The sequence below is a fragment of the Bacillus sp. ABR genome, assembly GCF_056172715.1.
On the sequence record NZ_JAOYSL010000001.1, the window covers coordinates 930,415 to 950,553 of the forward strand.

Consider the following 20,139-nt stretch of genomic DNA (forward strand, 5'->3'; position numbering starts at 1 on the left):
CCCAAATGCTATTTGTCTCAATTGTAGAAGATTCTGTGACACTCATCTATTTATTAAACTAAAATAAGTGTAATAAAAGTAAAATAAACAGGAGTTTTTGAGTTTTTTATCATACAAAAATCCCCTGAAGATAGTTTGTCCTTCAGGGGATTGATCATACATCGTATTTATCGTTTTCCTTTTAAATAAGGTGTACCAAGTGCTTTCGGTGCATCGGCACGTCCGATGAAGCCAGTAAGTGCTAAGATGGTGAGCACATATGGTGCTATGAGCATATAAACATTCGGTATATCTTGGAACAGCGGCAGGAGAGAACCAATGATGCTTAAGCTTTGAGCAAATCCAAAGAATAAAGCAGCTCCCATTGCGCCAAATGGATGCCATTTACCGAATACAAGCGCAGCTAGTGCGATAAAGCCTTGTCCAGTAATGGTAGCATGGGAGAAATCAAGCGCGATCGTTGAGGCATAAACAGCCCCGCCCAGACCGCCAAACAGTCCACTAATGAAGACAGCGATATAACGCATTCGGTACACTTTGATTCCCATTGTATCAGCTGCCATTGGATGCTCTCCAACTGCACGAAGACGAAGACCAAATGGCATTTTAAATAAAACAAACCATGCAACCACCGCAAGGGCTAAAGCAAGTATGGACGTATAATAAACATCTTTAAAGAAAATATCACCAATGATCGGAATGTCACTTAAAAGGGGAATATCTCCTTTATAGAAAGGTTCTGTAATTTTATCAGTTTGTGCTTTTCCGTAAATCAGTTTTACGACAAACAGTGTAGCGCCAAGTGCCAGCATGTTAATGGCCACACCACTGACCGTTTGATCAGCTCGGAATGTAATGGTCGCAACTGCATGAATCAGTGAGAACAATCCGCCAACGGCCATTCCAACGAGAAGCCCAAGCCACGGGGTCAAGGCTCCAAACGTATCAGCAAAAAATAAGTTAAAGATAATACTGGAAAATGCTCCGACGACCATCAAACCTTCAAGACCGATATTGACAACACCTGATCTTTCTGAAAAGACGCCTCCAAGAGCGGTTAAAATAAGTGGTGCAGCATAAACAAGTGTAGCTGGGACGATGATTTCAAGTATTTGCAGAAATCCCACTTATTTTCCCCCCTTTTTCTTCATTTGTTGAATCACAAGACGAATAATATAGCTTGAGGCGACGAAAAGAATGATGATCGCAATGACAATATCAACAACCTCAGTCGGTACGCCTGATTCAAGCGGCATATTTAATGCACCGACCTTCAGTCCACCAAGCAATAATGCAGCAAGGACAACACCAACAGCCGTATTTCCACCTAATAAAGCGACAGCAATTCCATCAAAACCTACGCCTGTAAACGAGCCTTTAATAGAGGCATATTCAAATGTACCAAGGCCTTCCATAGCGCCTGCAAGACCTGCAAAAGCACCTGAAATGAGCATCGCATAAATGATATTGCGGCGAACGTTCATGCCAGCATACTGTGATGCCTGCTGATTCATTCCAACAGCCCGTAACTCAAACCCTTTAGAAGTTTTTTGAATAATGATCCACATCACGACCGCCGCAATAATGGCAACAAAAATACCGTTATGCATCCGGGAGAAATCAGTGATCTGCTCAAAAAATCCAGAGCGAAGCGAGGCAGTGGCATCGATTTTATCTGTTTTATCTTTATTATCTGTTAAGACATTTGAGATTAAATAGTTTGTGACATGAAGGGCAATGTAGTTCATCATGATGGTGACGATGACCTCATGCACATAAAAACGAGCTTTTAAAAATCCGGGAATAAAGCCCCATAGAGCACCTGCAGCAGCTGCGGTGATGAGTGCAAGCGGCAGATGAATATACATAGGTGCATGGACAGTTGTTCCAATCCATACAGCAGCTACCCAGCCAACAAGCATTTGACCTTCGACACCGATATTAAACAGGCCTGTCCGAAATGCAAAGGCAACAGCAAGACCTGATAAAATATAAGGTGTCACTTGCCTGATGGTTTCTCCCATATAATAGGTTTCACCGAAAACGCCATTCCAAAGGGCGCCATAGCCTTCGATGACACTATAACCGCTTGCCAGCATAATAATGGCCCCAACCAAAAGACCAAGTACAATGGCTATAAGCGGAATCAGCAGATTTGTTAAGCGATTAGACATTTGCTTCTTTCCCCACTTCCTGTTGCGTACTTCCAGCCATTAATAGGCCAAGCTCTTGCTCTGTTGTTTCTTTTGGATCAACAATGGCCACAATGCTGCCTTCGAAAATGACAGCGATCTTATCACTAACATTGATAATTTCATCAAGCTCAAAGGAGATGAGCAAAACAGCTTTGCCAGAGTCTCTTTGCTCAATGAGACGTTTATGAACAAATTCAATCGCACCAACATCAAGTCCTCGTGTCGGCTGAGCGGCGATTAATAAATCAGGATTACGGTCCACTTCACGGCCGATAATGGCTTTTTGCTGGTTACCGCCTGACAAGGCGCGCGCTTCTGTATATTCACTCGGTGTTCTGACGTCATACTCCGCAATGATTCGTTTTGCCTTTTGATAAATATTCTTCATATTCAATAAGCCGAATTTTGAATAAGGACGCTGATAATACGTTTGTAAGGAAATGTTTTCTCCAATTGAAAAATCGAGTACAAGTCCATGTTTATGACGGTCCTGAGGAATATGTCCAATCCCAGATTCGGTCACTTTACGAGGCGGGAGATTTTGAATGGCTTTCCCGTTTAGCATGATCGTGCCAGATTCTGATTTTTTTAGACCGGTAATGGCTTCAATTAATTCAGACTGGCCATTGCCGTCTACCCCAGCAATTCCAACAATTTCGCCAGCCTTTACTGAGAGGTTTAACTGTTTGACCGCTTCAATTCCTCTGGCGTCTTTTACTGTGAGGTCTTGAATTTGAAGAACTTCCTCAGCAGGAGAAGCAGCTTTTTTGTCTGTTTTAAATGACACTTCACGACCAACCATGAGGCTTGCAAGTTCGTCTTTATTTGTGCTTTCCACATCAAGTGTACGAATACCTTGACCTTTTCGGATAATGGTCACGCGATGACAGGCATCCATAATTTCTTTCAGCTTATGGGTGATTAAAATAATGGATTTGCCTTCATTGATTAAGTTTTTCATGATTTGTATGAGTTCTTTGATTTCTTGAGGTGTTAAAACGGCCGTTGGTTCGTCGAAGATCAAAATGTCAGCGCCGCGGTAAAGTGTTTTTAAGATTTCTGCACGCTGCTGCATACCGACAGAGATGTCAGATACTTTTGCGGCAGGATCTATTTTTAAACCATAGCGGTCAGAAAGCTCTTGTACTTGCTGTATGGCTTGCTCTTTGTCAATCTTTCCAAACTTCTTTGGCTCTTTACCTAAAATGATGTTTTCAGCGACAGTAAAGGTATCGACAAGCATAAAGTGCTGATGCACCATTCCGATGCCTAAATCACTAGCATCATTTGGACTAGAGATGGTCACGGGTTTTCCGTGTACCTTGATTTCACCTTTTTCAGGCTGGTACAGTCCGAAAAGCACGTTCATGAGCGTTGATTTTCCAGCGCCGTTTTCACCAAGCAGCGCATGAATTTCGCCCTTTTTTAGCTGCAGCGTAATGTTGTCGTTTGCTACAATGCCAGGGAATTCTTTGCGTATATTCAACATTTCAATGACATAATCCACAGGTTTAACCGCTCCTTTTTTAGGGTGCTGATGAAGATAAAAACTAGCAAAAGAAAAGCTGCAAAACGAGGCTGCAGCTTTTCTTTTACCACCTTTTACGAATAAAGAGGAGGTAAAGGAGAGGCAAGGGGATAAGGCGCGCTTATCCCGATGCTCAAATTAAGCTTTAAAATCTTTTAATTCATCGCGTGTTGCAGGGATTTTGATTTCGCCCTTGATGATTTTTTGTTTCCATTCTTCCACTTTCTTTAATACATCTTTATCAAGGTTTTCCTTAGATGGAGAGATGTCAAGAGCGCCTTCTTTCAGACCGTATGTGATCACTTCGCCGCCAGGGAACTTACCATCTTTTGCTTTTGTTGTTAAGTCTTGTACCGCTGTGTCTACTTTCTTAACCATAGAAGTAAGAGTGACACTTTGTTTTGTTCCAGGTACTTTTCCTTCGTCATACTGGTCTTTATCTACACCGATGACCCAAACTTTACGGTTAGGATCTGCTTTTTTCAGGTTTTTCGCTTCTGTGAAGACACCAGTTCCAGTGCCGCCAGCAGCATGATAGATGATGTCGACGCCAGATTTGTACATGCTTTCAGCTGTTGCTTTACCGATGTCAGCCTTATCGAATGCACCAGCATATTTCACTTCAACTTTTGCTTTCGGGTTAGCAGCTTCAACACCTGCGCGGAAACCGACTTCGAATTTTCTGACTAATTCAGAATCAACGCCGCCGACAAAACCAATTTTGTTTGATTTTGTTGTAAGAGCAGCCGCAACACCCACAAGGAATGATCCTTCGTTTTCGTTAAAAACGATGCTGGCCACGTTGTCTTTTTTCACGACTGCATCAACGATAGCAAAGTGGTTTTTCTTACGTTGATCCGCAATTTCAGATATAGCATCTTCCATTAAGAAACCAATTCCGTAAATCAGATCGAATTTCTCACGAGCAAGTGTGTTTAAGTTTGTTGTATAGTCAGCATCTGATTTAGATTGTAAGTAATCAAAGCCGTTTTTACCTTTTTTTAGATTGTTGTCTTTCCCAAATGCTTGTAAACCTTCCCAAGCTGATTGGTTAAACGATTTGTCATCGACACCACCGACATCAGTTACCATTGCAACAGTGAATTGATCTTTATCTTTTTTGCTTTCACCGCTGTTTGAGCCAGAGTTGCCGCATGCTCCAAGGATGGTTCCTGCTGCTACGACTAAGGACAATGCTAGTCCAATTTTGCGCTTCTTCAAAACATAACCCCCTATAAAATTTAAAAGTTTCAGAAAAGTCTCGCGAAAAAAGACCGATCTATCTCTTCTCACCCTAAAGAGGGTATTTTATCCTGCTTTCTCACGAAACTTATGGAGGACAGGAGAGAAGATGTAAGACATCAGACTTATATCTCGTTGAACTAATCAATCATAATTTATCATTTCCCATCGAATAAATAAATAGAAATTTGTTTTATTTTTAAAAAAATGTTAAATGGCTTTATTTGATGTCTTTTTATCTGCCGAAATATGATATAATGCCGCTTTTGTGATGTGCTCTATTACAGTAGAACCACTGATATCAAGGGGTTTGTTACATCGTATGCCATAAAAAAACATCTGGCCTTTCGTGAAGGTCAGATGTAACACTTTAAAGATATTGCTGAATCAAATTCATATTGCTCGTGTTCAGTTTATATTGGAAAACAGGACGTCCAATTGTCCCATAAGCCATTTCAACATCCACCACTTCGATGTCCTCAAGGAATTTCAAATATTTTCTAATGGAGACTTGAGAGATTTCTGTATGATTGGCTAGGTCTTCGGTCGTGAAAGCCTGCTGACCAAATGATTGAATGCTTGTCCATATGAGTTTGAGTGTGCTTTTGGTCAGGCCTTTTGGCAGGAGGACTTTTTCCGCCTCTGCTTTTTTTTGAAAAAGCTTCGCATCTAAATCATTTTGCGAAATGCTGTTCATGGATTGATACAGGGCGTGTTTCCGTTTATACTCTGCCAGTGCTGATTGGAATCGTTCGAACTCAAAAGGTTTGATTAAATAATCAACCGCTCCGTTTCGCATCGTTTGCTGAACAACGTCCACTTCATTTGCAGCCGAAATGACAATGACATCAACGGCATGATTTTGCTGGCGAATTTCTGTTAGTAAAGCCAGCCCATTTTGACCTGGCATATAAATATCGAGCAGTACGAGGTGAATGACTTCTGTTTTTAACACTTCAAGCGCCTGCTGAAAAGAGGTGGCAATTCCCTTTAACTCAAAGCCATCGATTTGGGTCAGGTAGCGTTTGTTCAGCTCCCCAACCATTGGATCATCTTCTACTATTAACACATTAATCATGTGAATCCTCCTTTTGTTTATACGGAATGCGAAGACTAAAGGTCGTTCCTTCTCCTTTTTCACTCGTGACAATCATATGTCCATTCAATTTCTTGATGCTTTGGTCAACGAAGTAGAGTCCGAAACCTCGGTCTTCTCCTTTAGTTGAAAAGCCTTGATCAAACATGAAGTCTTGTTCTTCTTTAGTGAGACCAACACCTGTGTCCGTGATTTCAATGTGAAGCTGCTCCTGAACGTATCTGAAGGAGATCGAGATGTTTTTCGTCTCAGTATGTGAAACCGCATCGAGTGCATTATTTAACAGGTTGCCAATCACGGTAATGAGGTCATGCGTCACTGCCGGGTCCTCTGTATTTGGCACTTGTGTGCTGCAAATAACCTCCAAGGAAGCGCCTTGTTCCCTGATATAGCTTTGTTTTCCTAGTAAAAATCCTGCTAAAACAGAGTTTTTCACATGGTTGATGATTTCATTTGTTTCCGTTTGCTGATAAATGGCAATATCTTTGATGTAGGTGCCAAGGTCATCGTAGTTTTTGAGCTGGACCAAACCTAAAATGACATGAAGCTTGTTCATAAATTCATGTGACTGGGCACGGAGGGCATTCGCATACATTTTGACCCCGCTAAGCTGCTCAGCCAGGTGTTTGACTTCTGTTTTGTCACGGAAGGTGGCGATGGCCCCGACAATCTCATCATTTACTGTAATTGGTACTTCATTAAAAACGAGCTCCAGTCCATTCATTCTCACGTCACGATCAAGCAGTGGCTTGCGTGTTTCAATGACCTGTTTTAAGCCGCTTGAAGGGAGGAGAGTTTGAACATCTTGTTCTCTAGGATCAACCATAATGCCCATATTATGAAAGAGTCGTTTTGCCTCTGCATTGGCCAGCTTGATTTTACCGTGCTGATCGACGGCAAGAATCCCTTCTTTTGTTGATTCTAGCATGGCACTTCGTTCTTTTAGCAATGTGGCAATCTCATCCGGCTCAAGTCCAAACATAATCTTCTTCACTTTTCTTGCCACAATGAGTGCCCCGATGATGCCAGATAGGAGGCTGAGTGATGTGACGAAGTAGAGTGGAAGTAAGCTTTGATGAATAATCAAGTCAATTTCCTTTAACGTAATCCCTACGGCTACAGCCCCGAGCTGCTTACCATTTTGATCATAAACAGGAACAAAAGCACGCATGGATCTGCCGAGTGTTCCAGAAGCCGTACTAATATGTTCTTTTCCCTGTAATGCTGCTTTTTCATCACCGCCGGCAAACCGTTTCCCAATCTTATGCGGATTCGGGTGTGTTTTGCGGATACCTTTCATATCCATGACGACAACGAATTCGGTTTTGGTGATTTGCTGAACATTTGTTGTATATTTTCGTAATGCTGAATATGAATGATCTTCTAATGATTGTGCTGTGATCGGTGCCTCTGCGACCATTTTGGCAGTAGACAGAGCAATGTCACGCTCCTGCTGATGAATGTTCTTGGCTGTTTCCGACCATATCGTAAAGAATGTGATACAAAGGGAGATCAGGACAACGATACACACAAAGATCGTCAGCCGTGTTTGCAGTCTTAAAGTTTTTTTCACGAGTATACCCCTAACGCACGATTTTTTCGTAACAGTAATACTTTAACGGGAAAATGTAAGTTTGTGAAGGAATGTACGTGCAAAATCATAAATTTGATTTTGCTGTCAGTTTACTTTGAAAGCATCTTGTCAATCCGTTTTAAGTGAGCCATAATAAATGTGAGCTTATGAGAAAGGAACTATTTATGAAAAATACATATTTGACTGGATATTTTCCGCTGATTTCAATCTTACTATTCAGCTCTGCTTTTTCGATTTTTACAGTAGGTATCACAACTGATTTCTTGACTCAAGCAGGTATTTTAAAAGGAATGCTGGAATTTTTCTCAGAACAGGGCATCCGTCTTGCTCTTTTTGCCGCTTTTGCACTTGTTTATTTTATGATCTTATCTGCCTTAAAACTGATTGCAGATACGGTATTAGAGCTGGCGTTACTCTTTTTCGCTAAGGACCCTGAAGGGGAGAACTTAAAGAAAATTCGGATTGCATCCGTTGTTTATTTATTTGCCAGCTTGCTTGCATTTCTGTTGACGCAGCAGCTCATTCTGCTAGTCGGACTTTTTGCATTAGCAAGTCTTGTCTATTTTATCTGGGTTGTGGTTCGCATTTATCAATCGCTTAATATGCTGAATTTGATTGGATTTATGATGTTTATTCTGCTGTTTTGGGCGACGTTTTTGATCGGTATTTTGTACTTATTTATTAAGCTTTATAACAGTGTGATGGCAAGTCTGCCTTCGTAAGCAGACAAAGAAAGCATCCTCCTATCATTGGAGGATGCTTTTTTTATGAAAGAAACCGCTTTTGAATATCGGGTGTAGGCATCATACAAGATGTTTTTTGACCAAACCATTTGTAGCGATTTTTTGCAATCAGCTCATAAAACCAATCACGGATTGGGCGAGGTATGGCAAGGAGTAAAAAGCTCCATCTGTAGATCCCTTTTAAATGCCGCGCGGCTTTTAAGATGCCTGTTGACTTCGTATAAAGGGTCCCTTTTTCAATATAAATGAATGAATTGAACTCTTCTAAAGGCAAACCGTTTTCCTTTAAGATACGTTGTCCTGTATCTGATTGTAATGAAGCGAACATCATCCGTTCTTTCGGATCGCGCTTAATCACAAATTGAACAGCTCCGCTGCACACGTTGCAGACACCGTCAAATAAAATTAAATGGGATGGATGTGTTGAATGCATCGCAATCAAACCTCCTGTTTATCTGGCGTATTGCATCGTATTTTTCCAAATACGTAAGTGTGGGCTTGAATTATATATCGATTCAACCGTTCCTCTATCTCTTCCGACCCAAACACCCATTGTGTACTGATCTGTCAGTCCCACAAACCAAATATCTTTGTAGTCATTGGATGTCCCTGTTTTACCACCGATATAAGGGGCATTGAAATTCGCTTTTTTCCCTGTTCCACTTTTTACAACGGAGGAAAGCAGCTTACGCATCGTTTCATTTGTCCGCTGAGAATATACTTGCTTTGGCGACTCTTTCCACTTGTAAAGGGTCTTGCCGTTTAAGTCTGTCACTTTTGTGATCGAATGACTTTGTGTGTAGGCTCCTTGGTTGCCAAAAACGGTGTACGCATCTGTTATTTCTAGCGGTGAGAAGCCTTTCGTAAATCCGCCAAGTGCAGAAGGAAGGCGGTAATCATCTGCTACGATATGCTCGAATGAGAACTTCTCTAAATAGCTGAAGCCTTTTTTGACACCTACTGTATCCAGCATTCGGATCGCAGGGGTATTGTAAGAATTTTTAAAGGCTGTTTCAAGTGTGACTGTTCCATACGTTTTATGATTATAGTTCTGCGGGCAGTATCCGCTGCTGCAAAACTTGCCGGCACTGATAGTGCTTGAAGCCGTTGCACCGGTTTGATCAATATAAGGCGCATAGTCTAAAAGCGGCTTAATCGCAGAACCAGGCTGTCTTTGCGCTTGATAAGCATAGTTAAAATCAAATTTCTTATAATTTTTCCCGCCAGCAAGTGCAACAATTTGATGCGTTTCATGATTAATGACGGCTGATCCACCTTCGACCCCTTGGTAAGGCAATTGAGCATTGAGCTGATAGACAGCTCTTTGCTGTAAGGAAGGGTCAAGCGCCGTATAAATCTTCACGCCATCCTGGAGCAGAGCACTGACCTTTTCAGATAATTCTTTTTGAATTGCCTTTTTTGCTTCAGCCGTTTTGGCCTTCTTCAATCGTTTTGTAAAGCCCTCCTGATCAGACACAAGATCGGTAAACTCTTCATTGGCATATGTCACATAGTCAGGGTAAAGGTTTTTCTTTTCACTTAAGGATAGACTGATTTTTTCTTTGACGGCTTTTTTGTATTGCTTTTTGGTGATGACGCCATCTTTCTTCAAAATACCAAGCAGTCGTTCTTGGCGTTTCTTTGTGTGCTTGAACTGTTTTAATGGGTCATACAGTGTTGGGTTGTTTGGAATAGCAGAGATAAATGCCATTTGTGCGAGTGTTAAAGAACTAAGCGGCTTATCAAAATAGTAATTAGCCGCAGAACCGACACCGTAAACACCATTACTGAAATAAATCGTATTTAAATAGCTTTCGAGAATTTCATCTTTCGAGAATTTCCGCTCAAGTTCATAGGAATAGAGCAGCTCTGTAAACTTTCGGCTGAACGAACGTTCATGGCTTAAATATAAGTTACGGGACAGCTGCTGTGTGATCGTACTCGCTCCTTGGCTGATGCCATGGTTTTTGACGTTTGCAGCAAGGGCACGAACCACCCCCATAAAGTCAATGCCTTTATGGTCATAGAAGTTGCGGTCCTCTGATCGGAGGAACAGCTCCTTCACAGGTTCAGGAATTTTATCGTATTTCACGAACACTCGGTTCTCATCGTTTGAGACGATCTCGGAGATGAGAGAACCATCCCGGTCATACATATAACTGTTTTGGGAAAAATCTATCTTTTCCAGCTTGATTTTTTGATCAAGCACTTCGTTAACAGGCTTTACACTTGCAGCTTCTTCCTTTGATAGATAAAAAGTCAGAGCAAATAATGGGATGAGGGCAGCAAGTAATAACCAACCAATGATTGCACGAAACATGAGGTCACTCACTTTCTTCAATTTTCTAGCCATATCGTACCATTCTTTTGCGAATACGAGAAGGTTATTTTTAGAAAAGAATGGGCGTGAAGTCTAGTGAATAAGGCTTTTCTGAAAGAAAAAAAGAGTGTCTGAAGATGATCAGACACTCCTTTCCTTTGTCTTCGCATGCGAGCGGACCACCCATAAAAATAAAGCGCCAAACAGAAAAATGCCGGCAGTGACATAAAAGACAGCTGGAATCCCGTAATGACTCGCCACAATGCCGCCGATTACCGGACCGACGACATTCCCAAGAAAGCGGAAGCTGACATTGTATCCGAGCACTTCCCCTTGCATAGAAGTAGGTGCTTTGATCCGAATATACGCCGTCGTACACGGAATAATGCCGCCAAGTGCCATGCCGTATAGGAAACGGAAAATGACTAACATCACGTACGAATCCGCCATCGCTTGCGGGATGAATAAAATAGAGGAGAGGATGAGAAGGGCAAGCAGCACCTTGTCATGACCAATTCGATCTCCGAGATCTCCCCATTTTCGCGTAAACAGCAAATTGCCAAGTCCAGTTGCAGAAAATGCAAGCCCCGCATAAAAAGCGAGATTGACAGGACCATGTAAATCATGAATGTATAAAGCCAAAAGCGGCTGAATGCTAAAGTTCCCTACTTGTGTAATAAACGTTAAAAGCATCGTGACTATAAGTAAAGGCTGTTTGAAAATGTGAAAGAGTACATCCTTCCGTGAGTAAGAAACACGCTTTGCTTCTTTTGACCGGATCGGCTGTTCCTTCACTCCGAAGATAATCACAATAGCTGACACATAAATGACAGCCGCTGTGAGGAAAAACGTATAAATAAATCCGACGCTGTCTGCCATGAATCCGCCCATTAATGGACCAAACAATCCTCCGGCGACATTACTCATCTGCATCGTTCCAAGGGTTTTACCGGCAGTTGCCTTTTCGGTCTGTGCAGAAATCAGTGCCATGGAAGTCGAGATAAAGCCTGTGACAAGCCCCATGAAGAGCCTTAATGCGAATAGCTGATACACGGTGTGCACAAGCCCCATTAATAGAATACTTGTGGCGATGCCAATACCGTTAATTAATAATATCTTTTTATAGCCATGCCGGTCGCCAATCCGCCCCCAAATTGGAGAGATCAGGAAGGCCGTTAAAAACGTGACCCCAAAGACATAGCCGCTCCATCTTTGAACAAATTCATTTGAATAGCTGCTATCAAGAGATTCTATGTAAAGTGATAAAAAAGGGACGATCATTGTAATGCTCGCAGATACAAAAAAGTTCACAAACCACATGATGTACAAGTTTTTCTTCCTGTTTGTGATAGAGACCACCTTCTTTATTTATTTCGTGTTCCTTAATAATTATAAAGGAAAATAAACGATCTTTCATCAGATGAATAGGTTGGGCGTAGTGAATCTGCATTATTTTCACGAAAATGAAGTGATTTCAAGGTCCACCTTAATATAATGGTATGAGAATGAAAACTGACGAAAAAGTGAGGTGAAACTGGTGGAACAGAAGACGGTGCTTGTGGTCGATTTTGAATTTACGATGCCTGATGGAAAATATCATCCACAAAACTTTTTTCCTGAAATTATTGAAGCTGGGGTAGTGAAAGCAGCAGATGAAACGATCATAGACACATTCTCCAGCTACGTCAAACCGAAAAAGTTCCCAAAGCTGACGAAGCGCTGTAAATCATTCCTCGGAATTACGCAGGAGGATGTAGAGAGCGGGATTTCATTTGAGGTGTTTATCGAGAAGCTCGTGTCACTTGATGGGGGAGAGAATTGTGAGATTATTACGTGGGGCAACATGGACATGAAGGTATTGAAGCAAAATTGTATGCTTAATCATATTAGCTTTCCTTTTAAGGGGAAACTGAGGGATCTTGCCTTTGAATATAAAACCTTTTTTGGTGACCGCACACTGACAGGGCTTCGAAAAGCGGCAAAGGAATATGGCAGTGAAGGAGCTGGTAAGCATCATAAAGCACTCGATGATGCCATGACGACTTATCAGCTGTTAACCCTTTTTGAAAAAGACAGAGCCTATGTGGAAAATCCGCAAACGACCAAAATTGGTGAGCTGATCGATTTCTCACATTTTTTTGATTCGGCTGATTAGCGGACGTCTTCTGGAAAATAATCTTTCTCAAGAGAAGATAGGCACGCTCTTGATTTTTCAGCCCATTTGGAATCATCCGCATGGAGTGCTTGTTTCAATTTATCTACAGCTTCTTTCAGTGACTCTTCATAATCAGGTATATCGCCATCAAAAGGTTTCACCATATGATGAGGGATATTGGTCTGTTCTCTATAGGCCAAAGCCCGCCTCTCCTGGAAAAAAGGCACGTCTGCTTCTTTCGGATGATGCAGGTCGCCTTGAGTGGGATGTGTCAGAATGGCTTTTACTTGAACGAGATAGGTCGATGGTTTCACTGCTGTCACTTCCCCAACGTATACACCTGTTTTATAAAAACCTTTCACAACTTGTCCAATTTGAATGTCTGTCATGTGAAATTCCTCCATTTCCTTCTCATAGGAAGGTATTTCATTTCTTTTAGCCAATATAGTGAAGTAAACGAGCAAAAGGGGGAATGGCGAGATGTCATTCATCGTACTTTTTCTACTATATTTTCCTGAAGATAAAAGGGAGTACATCCCGGCGGCGATCACCACGGTGATGTTCTTTATTGCTGCGTTTATTTGTTTTCGTCTCATCGTGCGTGCGTCTAAGAAGCAGGAGCGGATAGATGAAAAAAGAACAAAAAAAATGGATTAATCATTTTCTTCTTGTATCTTCAGGAAATTTTACGGTGACGGTTGTTCCAGACTGCAGCGAGCTTTTGAAACGTATGGTTCCATGGTGATTTTCAATAATTGAAAAAGTCACTGTCAGCCCAAGCCCTGTCCCTTTGTTTTTCAAGGTGTAATACGGTTCGCCAAGCTTTTTCATTTGGCTTTCTGTCATACCTACACCATTATCAACGAAATAAAGGCAGATTTTATGATTTTCTTTCGAAGCAAAAAGTTCAACCTTCCCTTCATGTTCGGGAGCCGCTTCTATCGCATTTTTGATTAAATTAATCATGACTTGCTTGATCTTCGTTACGTCACCTTGAATGTATAAGTCAGGTTCAATGGATTGATGAATCGTGACCGATTTAAAATTCGCATAGGATGTCATCAGTGATGCACATTCCTCAAGTAATTTAGATAGATTGAGTGATTCAATTTGATAATAGTTTTGTTTTGCAATGTCAAGATAACTCGTGATAATGTCCTGCGCCCGGTCTAACTCGGACAGAACGAGATTTTTATAATCTTTATTGGCAGGCGGCTCTTTCGTATGATCACTCGAAAAGAGCAATTGAATAAATCCTCTCACAACTGTCAGCGGATTGCGTACTTCATGGGCGACACTTGCAGCAAGTTCACTTACAATGGTCAGTTTTTCTGACTGGACAAGCTGTGTTCTCATTTCCGCATTTTCTTTAACGAATTCAATGGAATAGATACTGAGCACAAGAAAGAATATGTAGTAAAGAGTTGAGAAAAATAACTCAAGGAGCTTTTGCTGCATAATAAAAGCTGGGCTGTATTCCAGTAAGCTGACCGCAAGCAGTCCAATGTAAATAAAGAATCCTTTGGATAAACCGATAAGCACTCCGTAAAAAAGCTTATTTGGCTTCGAATATTGATGCCATTTTCGGTAGAACAGGAACGGGATGAAAAAGTAAATTGGGACAACAATGAGTCCAATCCATAAGAAAGAGCCATACATCACGAATTTGACAATGATGCTTATCAAGATGGCAACGCTCCCCGCCATGTATCCTCCGTATAAAATAGCAAGTACAAGGGGAATGGATTGAAGCCCAGTCTGCAAATCTAAAATCGAACCAACTGGATACATAATACATAGTGCTGAAGAGATGGATGCGAATACTGTGATGAGCAGTTTATTCGTTTTTGGGAAATGAGCAGGGGTCCGGCTTAGCCATAGCGCATGATATAAAAAGATTGGAAATAGAATAAAAGATACATGGAGCAGAAAATCCTTGAACATTTCCATTTAAATGCTCTCCTCGTAAATAATAGTAATTCCTCTCATTATATCATTTCATGTACAAAGTAGATATGATAAAAGGAGGGTTTTTTTCTTTAAAAAGAACACCCGTTAGGATGTTCTTTCTACCGTATAGATCTTATTCAGCTGATAGCGTGAACGCTTGATGAAGACGTTTCAGTCCTTCTTTGACTGTTGAAGCAGGACAGCCGAGATTCATCCGAATAAAGCCGTCTCCTTCGTGTCCGTACACGTGGCCAAGCTCTAGGATCACTTTCCCTTTCTTTAGCAGATTCCGCTTTAATTCCGCTTGACTGAATTGATAATCCCGAATGTCCAGCCACAATAAATAAGAAGCATCTGGTTTCATATAACGCATATTTGGAAGATTTTCGTCAATATAGTCCATCGCCATCTTCATATTGCCTTCGAGATAAAGAACAAGGGCATCAAGCCACTCATCCCCGTGGCGGTATGCTGCTTCCATCGCTGGAATCGCAAATGCATTCAGTTTGGACAGTCCGTTTCTTTGCAATTCATTGGTGAAAAGGGTTCTTTTTTCTTCATCTGAAATGATAATAGCAGATGCCTGGAGCCCCGCTAGATTAAAGGTTTTACTCGGCGCAATACACGTTACTGTAATATGTGCAATGTCGTCAGAAAGGCTGGCAAAGGGCACATGCTGCTTCCCGTAAAGCATCAAATCAGAATGAATCTCATCTGAAACGACTGTGACTCCATGCTTCACACAGAGGTCTCCAACTCGCTTTAATTCCTCTTTTGACCACGCTCTTCCAGACGGATTATGCGGGTGACATAGGAACATGAGCTTTGCTTGTGGTCTGCTCAGTTTTTTCTCTAAATCATCAAAATCCATCATATAACGGTTGTTTTCTATTTTTAAAGGATTGGTTGAGACTGTACGTCCATTTCGCTCAATCATTTGATAAAAAGGTGTATACACTGGTGACTGTATAACTACTTCGTCATGCGGTGCTGTAAAGGCTTGAACAGCAAAACTAAGTGCCGTTACGATGCCTGGTGTAAAAGTGACCGCTTCTGTCTGAATGGTCCATCCGTGTCTTCTTTTGAGCCATCCAGCTACTGCCTGCTGCGTATCCTGATCTTGAAATGCATAGCCAAATACACCATGGTCTAATCGCTCTTTCAATGCATCAAGGACGACCTGCGGCGCTTTAAAATCCATATCGGCCACCCACATCGGGAGGGCATCTGTTGTCAGGAACAAAGACTCTGCTTGATCCCATTTCACTGATTTTGAACCTTTACGTATGATCTGTTCGTCGAAATTCATGAAACCCACCTCTAGCTGTTTTTCAACCATTCTTGGTTGTGCTAAAATAAACATCACAAAATTTATTATAAGCGGTGATACCGATGAAAGATAGTCAAGCTGTAGAAGAGATGATTCAATTCATTAAGGCATGGGACCCTTTTCATTATGGAGAGGATTTTTATGAAACGGAGCCTGCTGACGTCATCAGTGCATTATACGACGCAGAAGACCCGTTATCTTTAGCAAAAGAGATTCAAGCCATCTACCATCACTCATTTGAACAGCTTCTTCCGATAGAGAGCTGTCAGCATATAGCAAATCAGCTTTTTGTCTTGCGAGACAGCAGCTCCTGTTCACGCTAAGACAGGCTGAAATGTCCGATTTGATCAGACACAAAGACCGGATTTTCCTCAGGAATGAGGTGCCCGGTTTTTTTTAATGCATGTAAGGTCGAATTCGGCAGATCTTTGTGCAGTCTTTCGCCTATTTGAATGGGAACGATTCGATCTTCCTCGCCCCAAATAAGCAGCACGGGTGTTTCCATTTTCTTTAAAACGTCCGAGGTTAAATCTCCTTCCCGGTGCCGAATCAAACGAAATATTCCCCGAAAGATTTGATCATCTGAAAACGGTTTTAAATATCCGTCGACCATCTCTTGATCAATGATGGAGTGATCATGCACAACGGCAGTTAAATTTTTCATAATGCCCTGCTTTAAAAGCTTTCTTTTTAGATACAGATAAAAATAAGGAATATATGTGCTGTAAACAAGTGATTTTTTTGACTTATTCAAATATCCAGAGCTGCACAAAAGAACCGCCTTTTCAAATAGGTCTGGCCGCTCAGTGGCAGCGTATAAGGCAATCTGTCCGCCCATTGAATGGCCTACTAGAATCGCATGCTGAATCTGTAAATAACCAGCTAGCTCAATAATAATTTTTCCCATGTTGCGATAGCTGTAAATAAACGTATTCGACTTCTCGGACTGTCCAAATGGCGGCAGATCTATCGCAATTAAATTGAAGTCCTGCTTTAGAAGCGGAATGAGTTTTCGATAGCTGAAGGTAGAAGAGAAGAGACCGTGAATTAAGATCAATGTCTTCTTGCCCTCATTTGGATAGTGCTCGTAATAGATGTCTAAACCGAATGTACTTTTCATATAAGCTGGCTGAACAATGTCCACAATCTTCACTCCGATACTTGATACTCTCTCTGTTAGGTGACTGTATTGTACCCTAAAAAGTGGATTTTAAGCTATCATTAGAATCTTTTCCCTGCTTAGCATAATGGGAAAAACGTGCTATAATGTTCAGAAGATTTTTTAAAACTAGCTTTTATAATCTGAGGTGTGAAATCAAATGAAACTAACAGAAAAAGAAACTGAAATATTAGAGATTTTAGATGAAAACAGCCGCGCCGATTTAAATACAATAGCAAAAATGGCAGGCGTGACAACAGAAGAAGCCGAAGCCATCATTCAAAAACTTGAAGATCAAAAAGTTATTATTGATTATTCAACTATGATTGACTGGCGAAAAGTGGATGGCCATGAAGGCGTTACAGCAATGATTGATGTAAAAGTGACACCAAAAAGAGGCGTCGGATTTGATGAAATTGCTGAACGGATTTATCGGTTTCAGGAAGTGGAGTCTGTCTATCTCATGTCAGGTGTTTATGATCTTTCCGTTGTGATCCGCGGAAGATCAATGTCTGATATTGCCCGCTTCGTATCTGAAAAATTATCGACACTTGATTCCGTTGTTTCAACAACTACCCACTTTATTTTGAAAAGATATAAACATGATGGGAAAGTGTTTGAAACAGGAGACGATGACAAAAGAATCGTGGTGTCTCCTTAAATGAAAAAGTCTTATTTATCTGAAACGGTACAAAGCATTCAGCCGTCAGGTATTCGGAAATTCTTTGATTTGGCTGCCACAATGGAGGGAGTTATCTCCCTTGGAGTCGGAGAGCCAGATTTCGTGACAGCTTGGAATGTAAGAGAAGCAAGTATTATGTCATTAGAACAAGGACTGACCTCCTATACGGCGAATGCAGGTTTAATCTCTTTGCGAAAAGAACTGAGCCACTATTTATATAAGCGGTTTCACATTGACTACAGTCCAGAAGAAGAACTAATTATCACAGTTGGCGGAAGCCAGGCGCTTGATTTGGCCTTTCGTGCGATTTTAAACAGCGGAGATGAAGTGATCATTCCAGAGCCTTGTTTCGTAGCGTACGGGGCGCTTACGACACTTGCAGGCGGAGTGCCTGTCTATTTAAGTACATCCGCTGAAAAAGATTTCAAAGCGGATTCTGCTGATCTTCGCACAAAGCTGACGCCGAAGACAAAAGCCATTTTGCTTTGCTCGCCATCAAATCCAACGGGTTCTGTTTATTCAAAGGAAGAGCTTGAAGATATTGCTCAATTTGCGAAAGAGAATGATCTGCTCATTATTACGGATGAGATTTATGCAGAGCTGACATACGATGAAGCTTTTACAAGCGTGGCGGCTATACAGGATATGAAAGAAAGAACGATCTTGATTTCAGGCTTTTCTAAAGGGTTTGCCATGACGGGTTGGCGCTTAGGATATGTGGCAGCACCACCTGTACTGCGCGATGCCATGCTGAAAATACATCAATATTCTATGATGTGCGCGCCGGCGATGGCACAATATGCGGCAGAAGAAGCATTAAAAAATGGGCTTGAAGATGTAGAGAAAATGAAGAAAAGCTATAGAAGACGCCGTAATTTGTTTGTCGGCTCCCTGAATGAACTAGGCCTCGCATGCCACCAGCCAAACGGAGCATTTTACGCGTTCCCATCGATTAAAAGCACAGGCATGACATCAGAACAATTTGCTGAGGAGCTGCTCCTAAGTGAAAAAGTCGCTGTTGTTCCTGGGAATGTATTCGGACCGAGCGGTGAGGGTCATATTCGCTGTTCATACGCTTCATCACTTGATCATCTTCAGGAATCACTTTCAAGAATTCAGCGCTTTTTGCAGGCTCGACAAGTGAAGGAAGAAGCATCAGCCATCTTAAAATAAAAAAAGGCATCAATCCAAATGGACTCATGCCTCACAAATTAGGGGGGAATACTAGAAAGCATTCTTGTTTTCAGGTATTCCCCCTTTTGATCTAATCTAAACCCATTTAAAAAATATTTTGCGTAACTGCCCGTTCTGTGATATAGTTTTTAATTGCGTATAAACGAATATTAAAACATTTATTTAGGAGTTGTTATCATGGCGACAAAGTTTGAAGTAGGCAGTGTTTACACTGGTAAAGTAACAGGATTACAAGCGTATGGTGCGTTTGTTGCATTAGATGAAGAAACTCAAGGACTTGTGCATATTTCTGAAGTAACACATGGCTTTGTAAAAGACATCAACGAGCATCTTTCAATTGGTGACGAAGTACAAGTAAAAGTTCTTTCTGTTGATGAAAATGCAGGTAAAATCAGCCTTTCTATCCGTGCGACACAAGAAGCACCTGAAAGAAAAGAAAGCAAACCAAAGAAACAAAGACCACAGCAAGTGAAAGAAGAAGCTGCTGCACCACAAGGTTTCAATACGCTTAAAGATAAACTTGAAGAGTGGATTGAGCAATCAAACCGTAAAGACCTTATCAAGAAATAATAAAAAAGCACCGCTTCAAACGGTGCCTTAGGCTGCCTCATGTAGGCAGCCTTTTTATTTAACGAACCTCTGGATTCGGTTCGTCACGGCGAACAGCTTCTTCGCTTGGCTTGAACAACAGACCAAGGTTGACAAGACCTGCAATTCCAACAAGACCATAAATAATACGTGATAATGCAGAACCTTGTCCGCCAAAGATCGCTGCTACTAAGTCAAATTGAAAAAAGCCGATTAGTCCCCAGTTAATAGCACCGATAATCGTGAGCACGAGGGCAATACGCTGAATAGCACTCATCGTGATTCCTCCTTTCGCTACAGCATCAATACATTTATATTTTGCAGATTTTTAGCCAAACTATGCGTAAGAAAATGGATGAAAGC

General features: G+C 41.4%; 21 protein-coding genes. 7 read left to right on the top strand and 14 right to left on the bottom strand.

The features are described from left to right. Positions 1–167 precede the first annotated feature (167 nt). The 6 genes from OIT90_RS04730 to malK form a co-directional block, all read right to left on the bottom strand. Positions 168–1,127 (bottom strand): ABC transporter permease, encoded by a 960-nt coding sequence (locus tag OIT90_RS04730; protein ID WP_024423311.1) that lies wholly within the window; start codon positions 1,125–1,127, stop codon positions 168–170. After that, positions 1,128–2,174, bottom strand: a complete 1,047-nt coding sequence (locus tag OIT90_RS04735; protein WP_064498102.1) for an ABC transporter permease — start codon at positions 2,172–2,174, stop codon at positions 1,128–1,130. It lies immediately after the preceding gene. Beyond that, the gene (locus OIT90_RS04740; RefSeq protein WP_039181099.1) at positions 2,167–3,702 is read right to left on the bottom strand and encodes an ABC transporter ATP-binding protein; all 1,536 of its coding nucleotides are present in this window, start codon (positions 3,700–3,702) and stop codon (positions 2,167–2,169) included. Before OIT90_RS04740 ends, OIT90_RS04735 begins: the two co-directional genes overlap by 8 nt. A gap of 159 nt (positions 3,703–3,861) precedes the next feature. After that, positions 3,862–4,944, bottom strand: coding sequence for a BMP family lipoprotein (locus OIT90_RS04745; RefSeq protein ID WP_039181096.1), 1,083 nt, complete (start codon positions 4,942–4,944; stop codon positions 3,862–3,864). Between the two features lie 391 nt (positions 4,945–5,335). Further along, complete coding sequence (locus OIT90_RS04750; RefSeq protein WP_474892302.1) at positions 5,336–6,043, bottom strand: response regulator; 708 nt, start codon at positions 6,041–6,043, stop codon at positions 5,336–5,338. Continuing rightward, the gene (malK, locus tag OIT90_RS04755; protein WP_474892303.1) at positions 6,036–7,634 is read right to left on the bottom strand and encodes a malate sensor histidine kinase MalK; all 1,599 of its coding nucleotides are present in this window, start codon (positions 7,632–7,634) and stop codon (positions 6,036–6,038) included. The genes OIT90_RS04750 and malK overlap by 8 nt, the downstream gene beginning before the upstream one ends. Before the next feature lie 185 nt (positions 7,635–7,819). Between malK and OIT90_RS04760 the strand changes: the two genes are divergently transcribed. Then, the gene (locus OIT90_RS04760) at positions 7,820–8,377 is read left to right on the top strand and encodes a YufK family protein (protein ID WP_039181089.1); all 558 of its coding nucleotides are present in this window, start codon (positions 7,820–7,822) and stop codon (positions 8,375–8,377) included. 43 nt (positions 8,378–8,420) lie between these two features. Here OIT90_RS04760 and OIT90_RS04765 read toward each other — a convergent pair whose 3' ends face one another. The 3 genes from OIT90_RS04765 to OIT90_RS04775 form a co-directional block, all read right to left on the bottom strand. Then, positions 8,421–8,831 (bottom strand): thiol-disulfide oxidoreductase DCC family protein, encoded by a 411-nt coding sequence (locus tag OIT90_RS04765; RefSeq protein ID WP_268474728.1) that lies wholly within the window; start codon positions 8,829–8,831, stop codon positions 8,421–8,423. Between the two features lie 18 nt (positions 8,832–8,849). Beyond that, positions 8,850–10,751 (bottom strand): transglycosylase domain-containing protein, encoded by a 1,902-nt coding sequence (locus OIT90_RS04770; RefSeq protein ID WP_059375881.1) that lies wholly within the window; start codon positions 10,749–10,751, stop codon positions 8,850–8,852. 108 nt (positions 10,752–10,859) lie between these two features. Then, positions 10,860–12,038: an MFS transporter gene (locus OIT90_RS04775; RefSeq protein ID WP_313902631.1), complete on the bottom strand. Its 1,179-nt coding sequence runs from the start codon at positions 12,036–12,038 to the stop codon at positions 10,860–10,862. Positions 12,039–12,255: 217 nt separating this feature from the next. Here OIT90_RS04775 and kapD point away from each other — a divergent pair, with 217 nt between their 5' ends. Beyond that, entirely contained in the window at positions 12,256–12,873 is a 618-nt protein-coding gene (gene kapD, locus OIT90_RS04780) for a 3'-5' exonuclease KapD (RefSeq protein WP_099663613.1), read from the top strand. On the opposite strand, the gene kapB is transcribed toward kapD, so the two are convergent. After that, entirely contained in the window at positions 12,870–13,262 is a 393-nt protein-coding gene (kapB, locus tag OIT90_RS04785) for a kinase-associated lipoprotein KapB (protein ID WP_058838072.1), read from the bottom strand. The genes kapD and kapB overlap by 4 nt on opposite strands. A gap of 91 nt (positions 13,263–13,353) precedes the next feature. Between kapB and OIT90_RS04790 the strand changes: the two genes are divergently transcribed. Beyond that, positions 13,354–13,530 carry a hypothetical protein gene (locus tag OIT90_RS04790; RefSeq protein WP_180272437.1) on the top strand — a complete coding sequence of 59 codons (177 nt, stop codon included), beginning with the start codon at positions 13,354–13,356 and terminating at the stop codon, positions 13,528–13,530. Here OIT90_RS04790 and OIT90_RS04795 read toward each other — a convergent pair whose 3' ends face one another. Together OIT90_RS04795 and OIT90_RS04800 are read right to left on the bottom strand one after the other, a co-directional pair. After that, positions 13,531–14,823 carry a sensor histidine kinase gene (locus OIT90_RS04795; RefSeq protein WP_047203298.1) on the bottom strand — a complete coding sequence of 431 codons (1,293 nt, stop codon included), beginning with the start codon at positions 14,821–14,823 and terminating at the stop codon, positions 13,531–13,533. It abuts the gene before it with no gap. A 133-nt stretch (positions 14,824–14,956) separates the two neighbouring features. After that, positions 14,957–16,132 (bottom strand): MalY/PatB family protein, encoded by a 1,176-nt coding sequence (locus OIT90_RS04800; RefSeq protein WP_341040790.1) that lies wholly within the window; start codon positions 16,130–16,132, stop codon positions 14,957–14,959. Positions 16,133–16,215: 83 nt separating this feature from the next. On the opposite strand from OIT90_RS04800, the gene OIT90_RS04805 reads away from it, so the two are divergent. After that, complete coding sequence (locus OIT90_RS04805; protein ID WP_039181076.1) at positions 16,216–16,476, top strand: YugE family protein; 261 nt, start codon at positions 16,216–16,218, stop codon at positions 16,474–16,476. Here OIT90_RS04805 and OIT90_RS04810 read toward each other — a convergent pair. Continuing rightward, positions 16,473–17,297: an alpha/beta fold hydrolase gene (locus tag OIT90_RS04810; RefSeq protein WP_474892304.1), complete on the bottom strand. Its 825-nt coding sequence runs from the start codon at positions 17,295–17,297 to the stop codon at positions 16,473–16,475. The genes OIT90_RS04805 and OIT90_RS04810 overlap by 4 nt on opposite strands. Before the next feature lie 175 nt (positions 17,298–17,472). Here OIT90_RS04810 and OIT90_RS04815 point away from each other — a divergent pair, with 175 nt between their 5' ends. From OIT90_RS04815 to yugI, 3 genes are all read left to right on the top strand, one after another. Then, positions 17,473–17,973 (top strand): Lrp/AsnC family transcriptional regulator, encoded by a 501-nt coding sequence (locus OIT90_RS04815; protein WP_003213765.1) that lies wholly within the window; start codon positions 17,473–17,475, stop codon positions 17,971–17,973. Beyond that, positions 17,974–19,167 (top strand): aminotransferase, encoded by a 1,194-nt coding sequence (locus OIT90_RS04820; RefSeq protein WP_366206339.1) that lies wholly within the window; start codon positions 17,974–17,976, stop codon positions 19,165–19,167. A gap of 198 nt (positions 19,168–19,365) precedes the next feature. Continuing rightward, positions 19,366–19,758 carry a S1 domain-containing post-transcriptional regulator GSP13 gene (yugI, locus tag OIT90_RS04825; RefSeq protein WP_008345795.1) on the top strand — a complete coding sequence of 131 codons (393 nt, stop codon included), beginning with the start codon at positions 19,366–19,368 and terminating at the stop codon, positions 19,756–19,758. A 58-nt stretch (positions 19,759–19,816) separates the two neighbouring features. On the opposite strand, the gene OIT90_RS04830 is transcribed toward yugI, so the two are convergent. Further along, the gene (locus OIT90_RS04830; protein ID WP_003212952.1) at positions 19,817–20,053 is read right to left on the bottom strand and encodes a DUF378 domain-containing protein; all 237 of its coding nucleotides are present in this window, start codon (positions 20,051–20,053) and stop codon (positions 19,817–19,819) included. Positions 20,054–20,139: the final 86 nt, after the last annotated feature.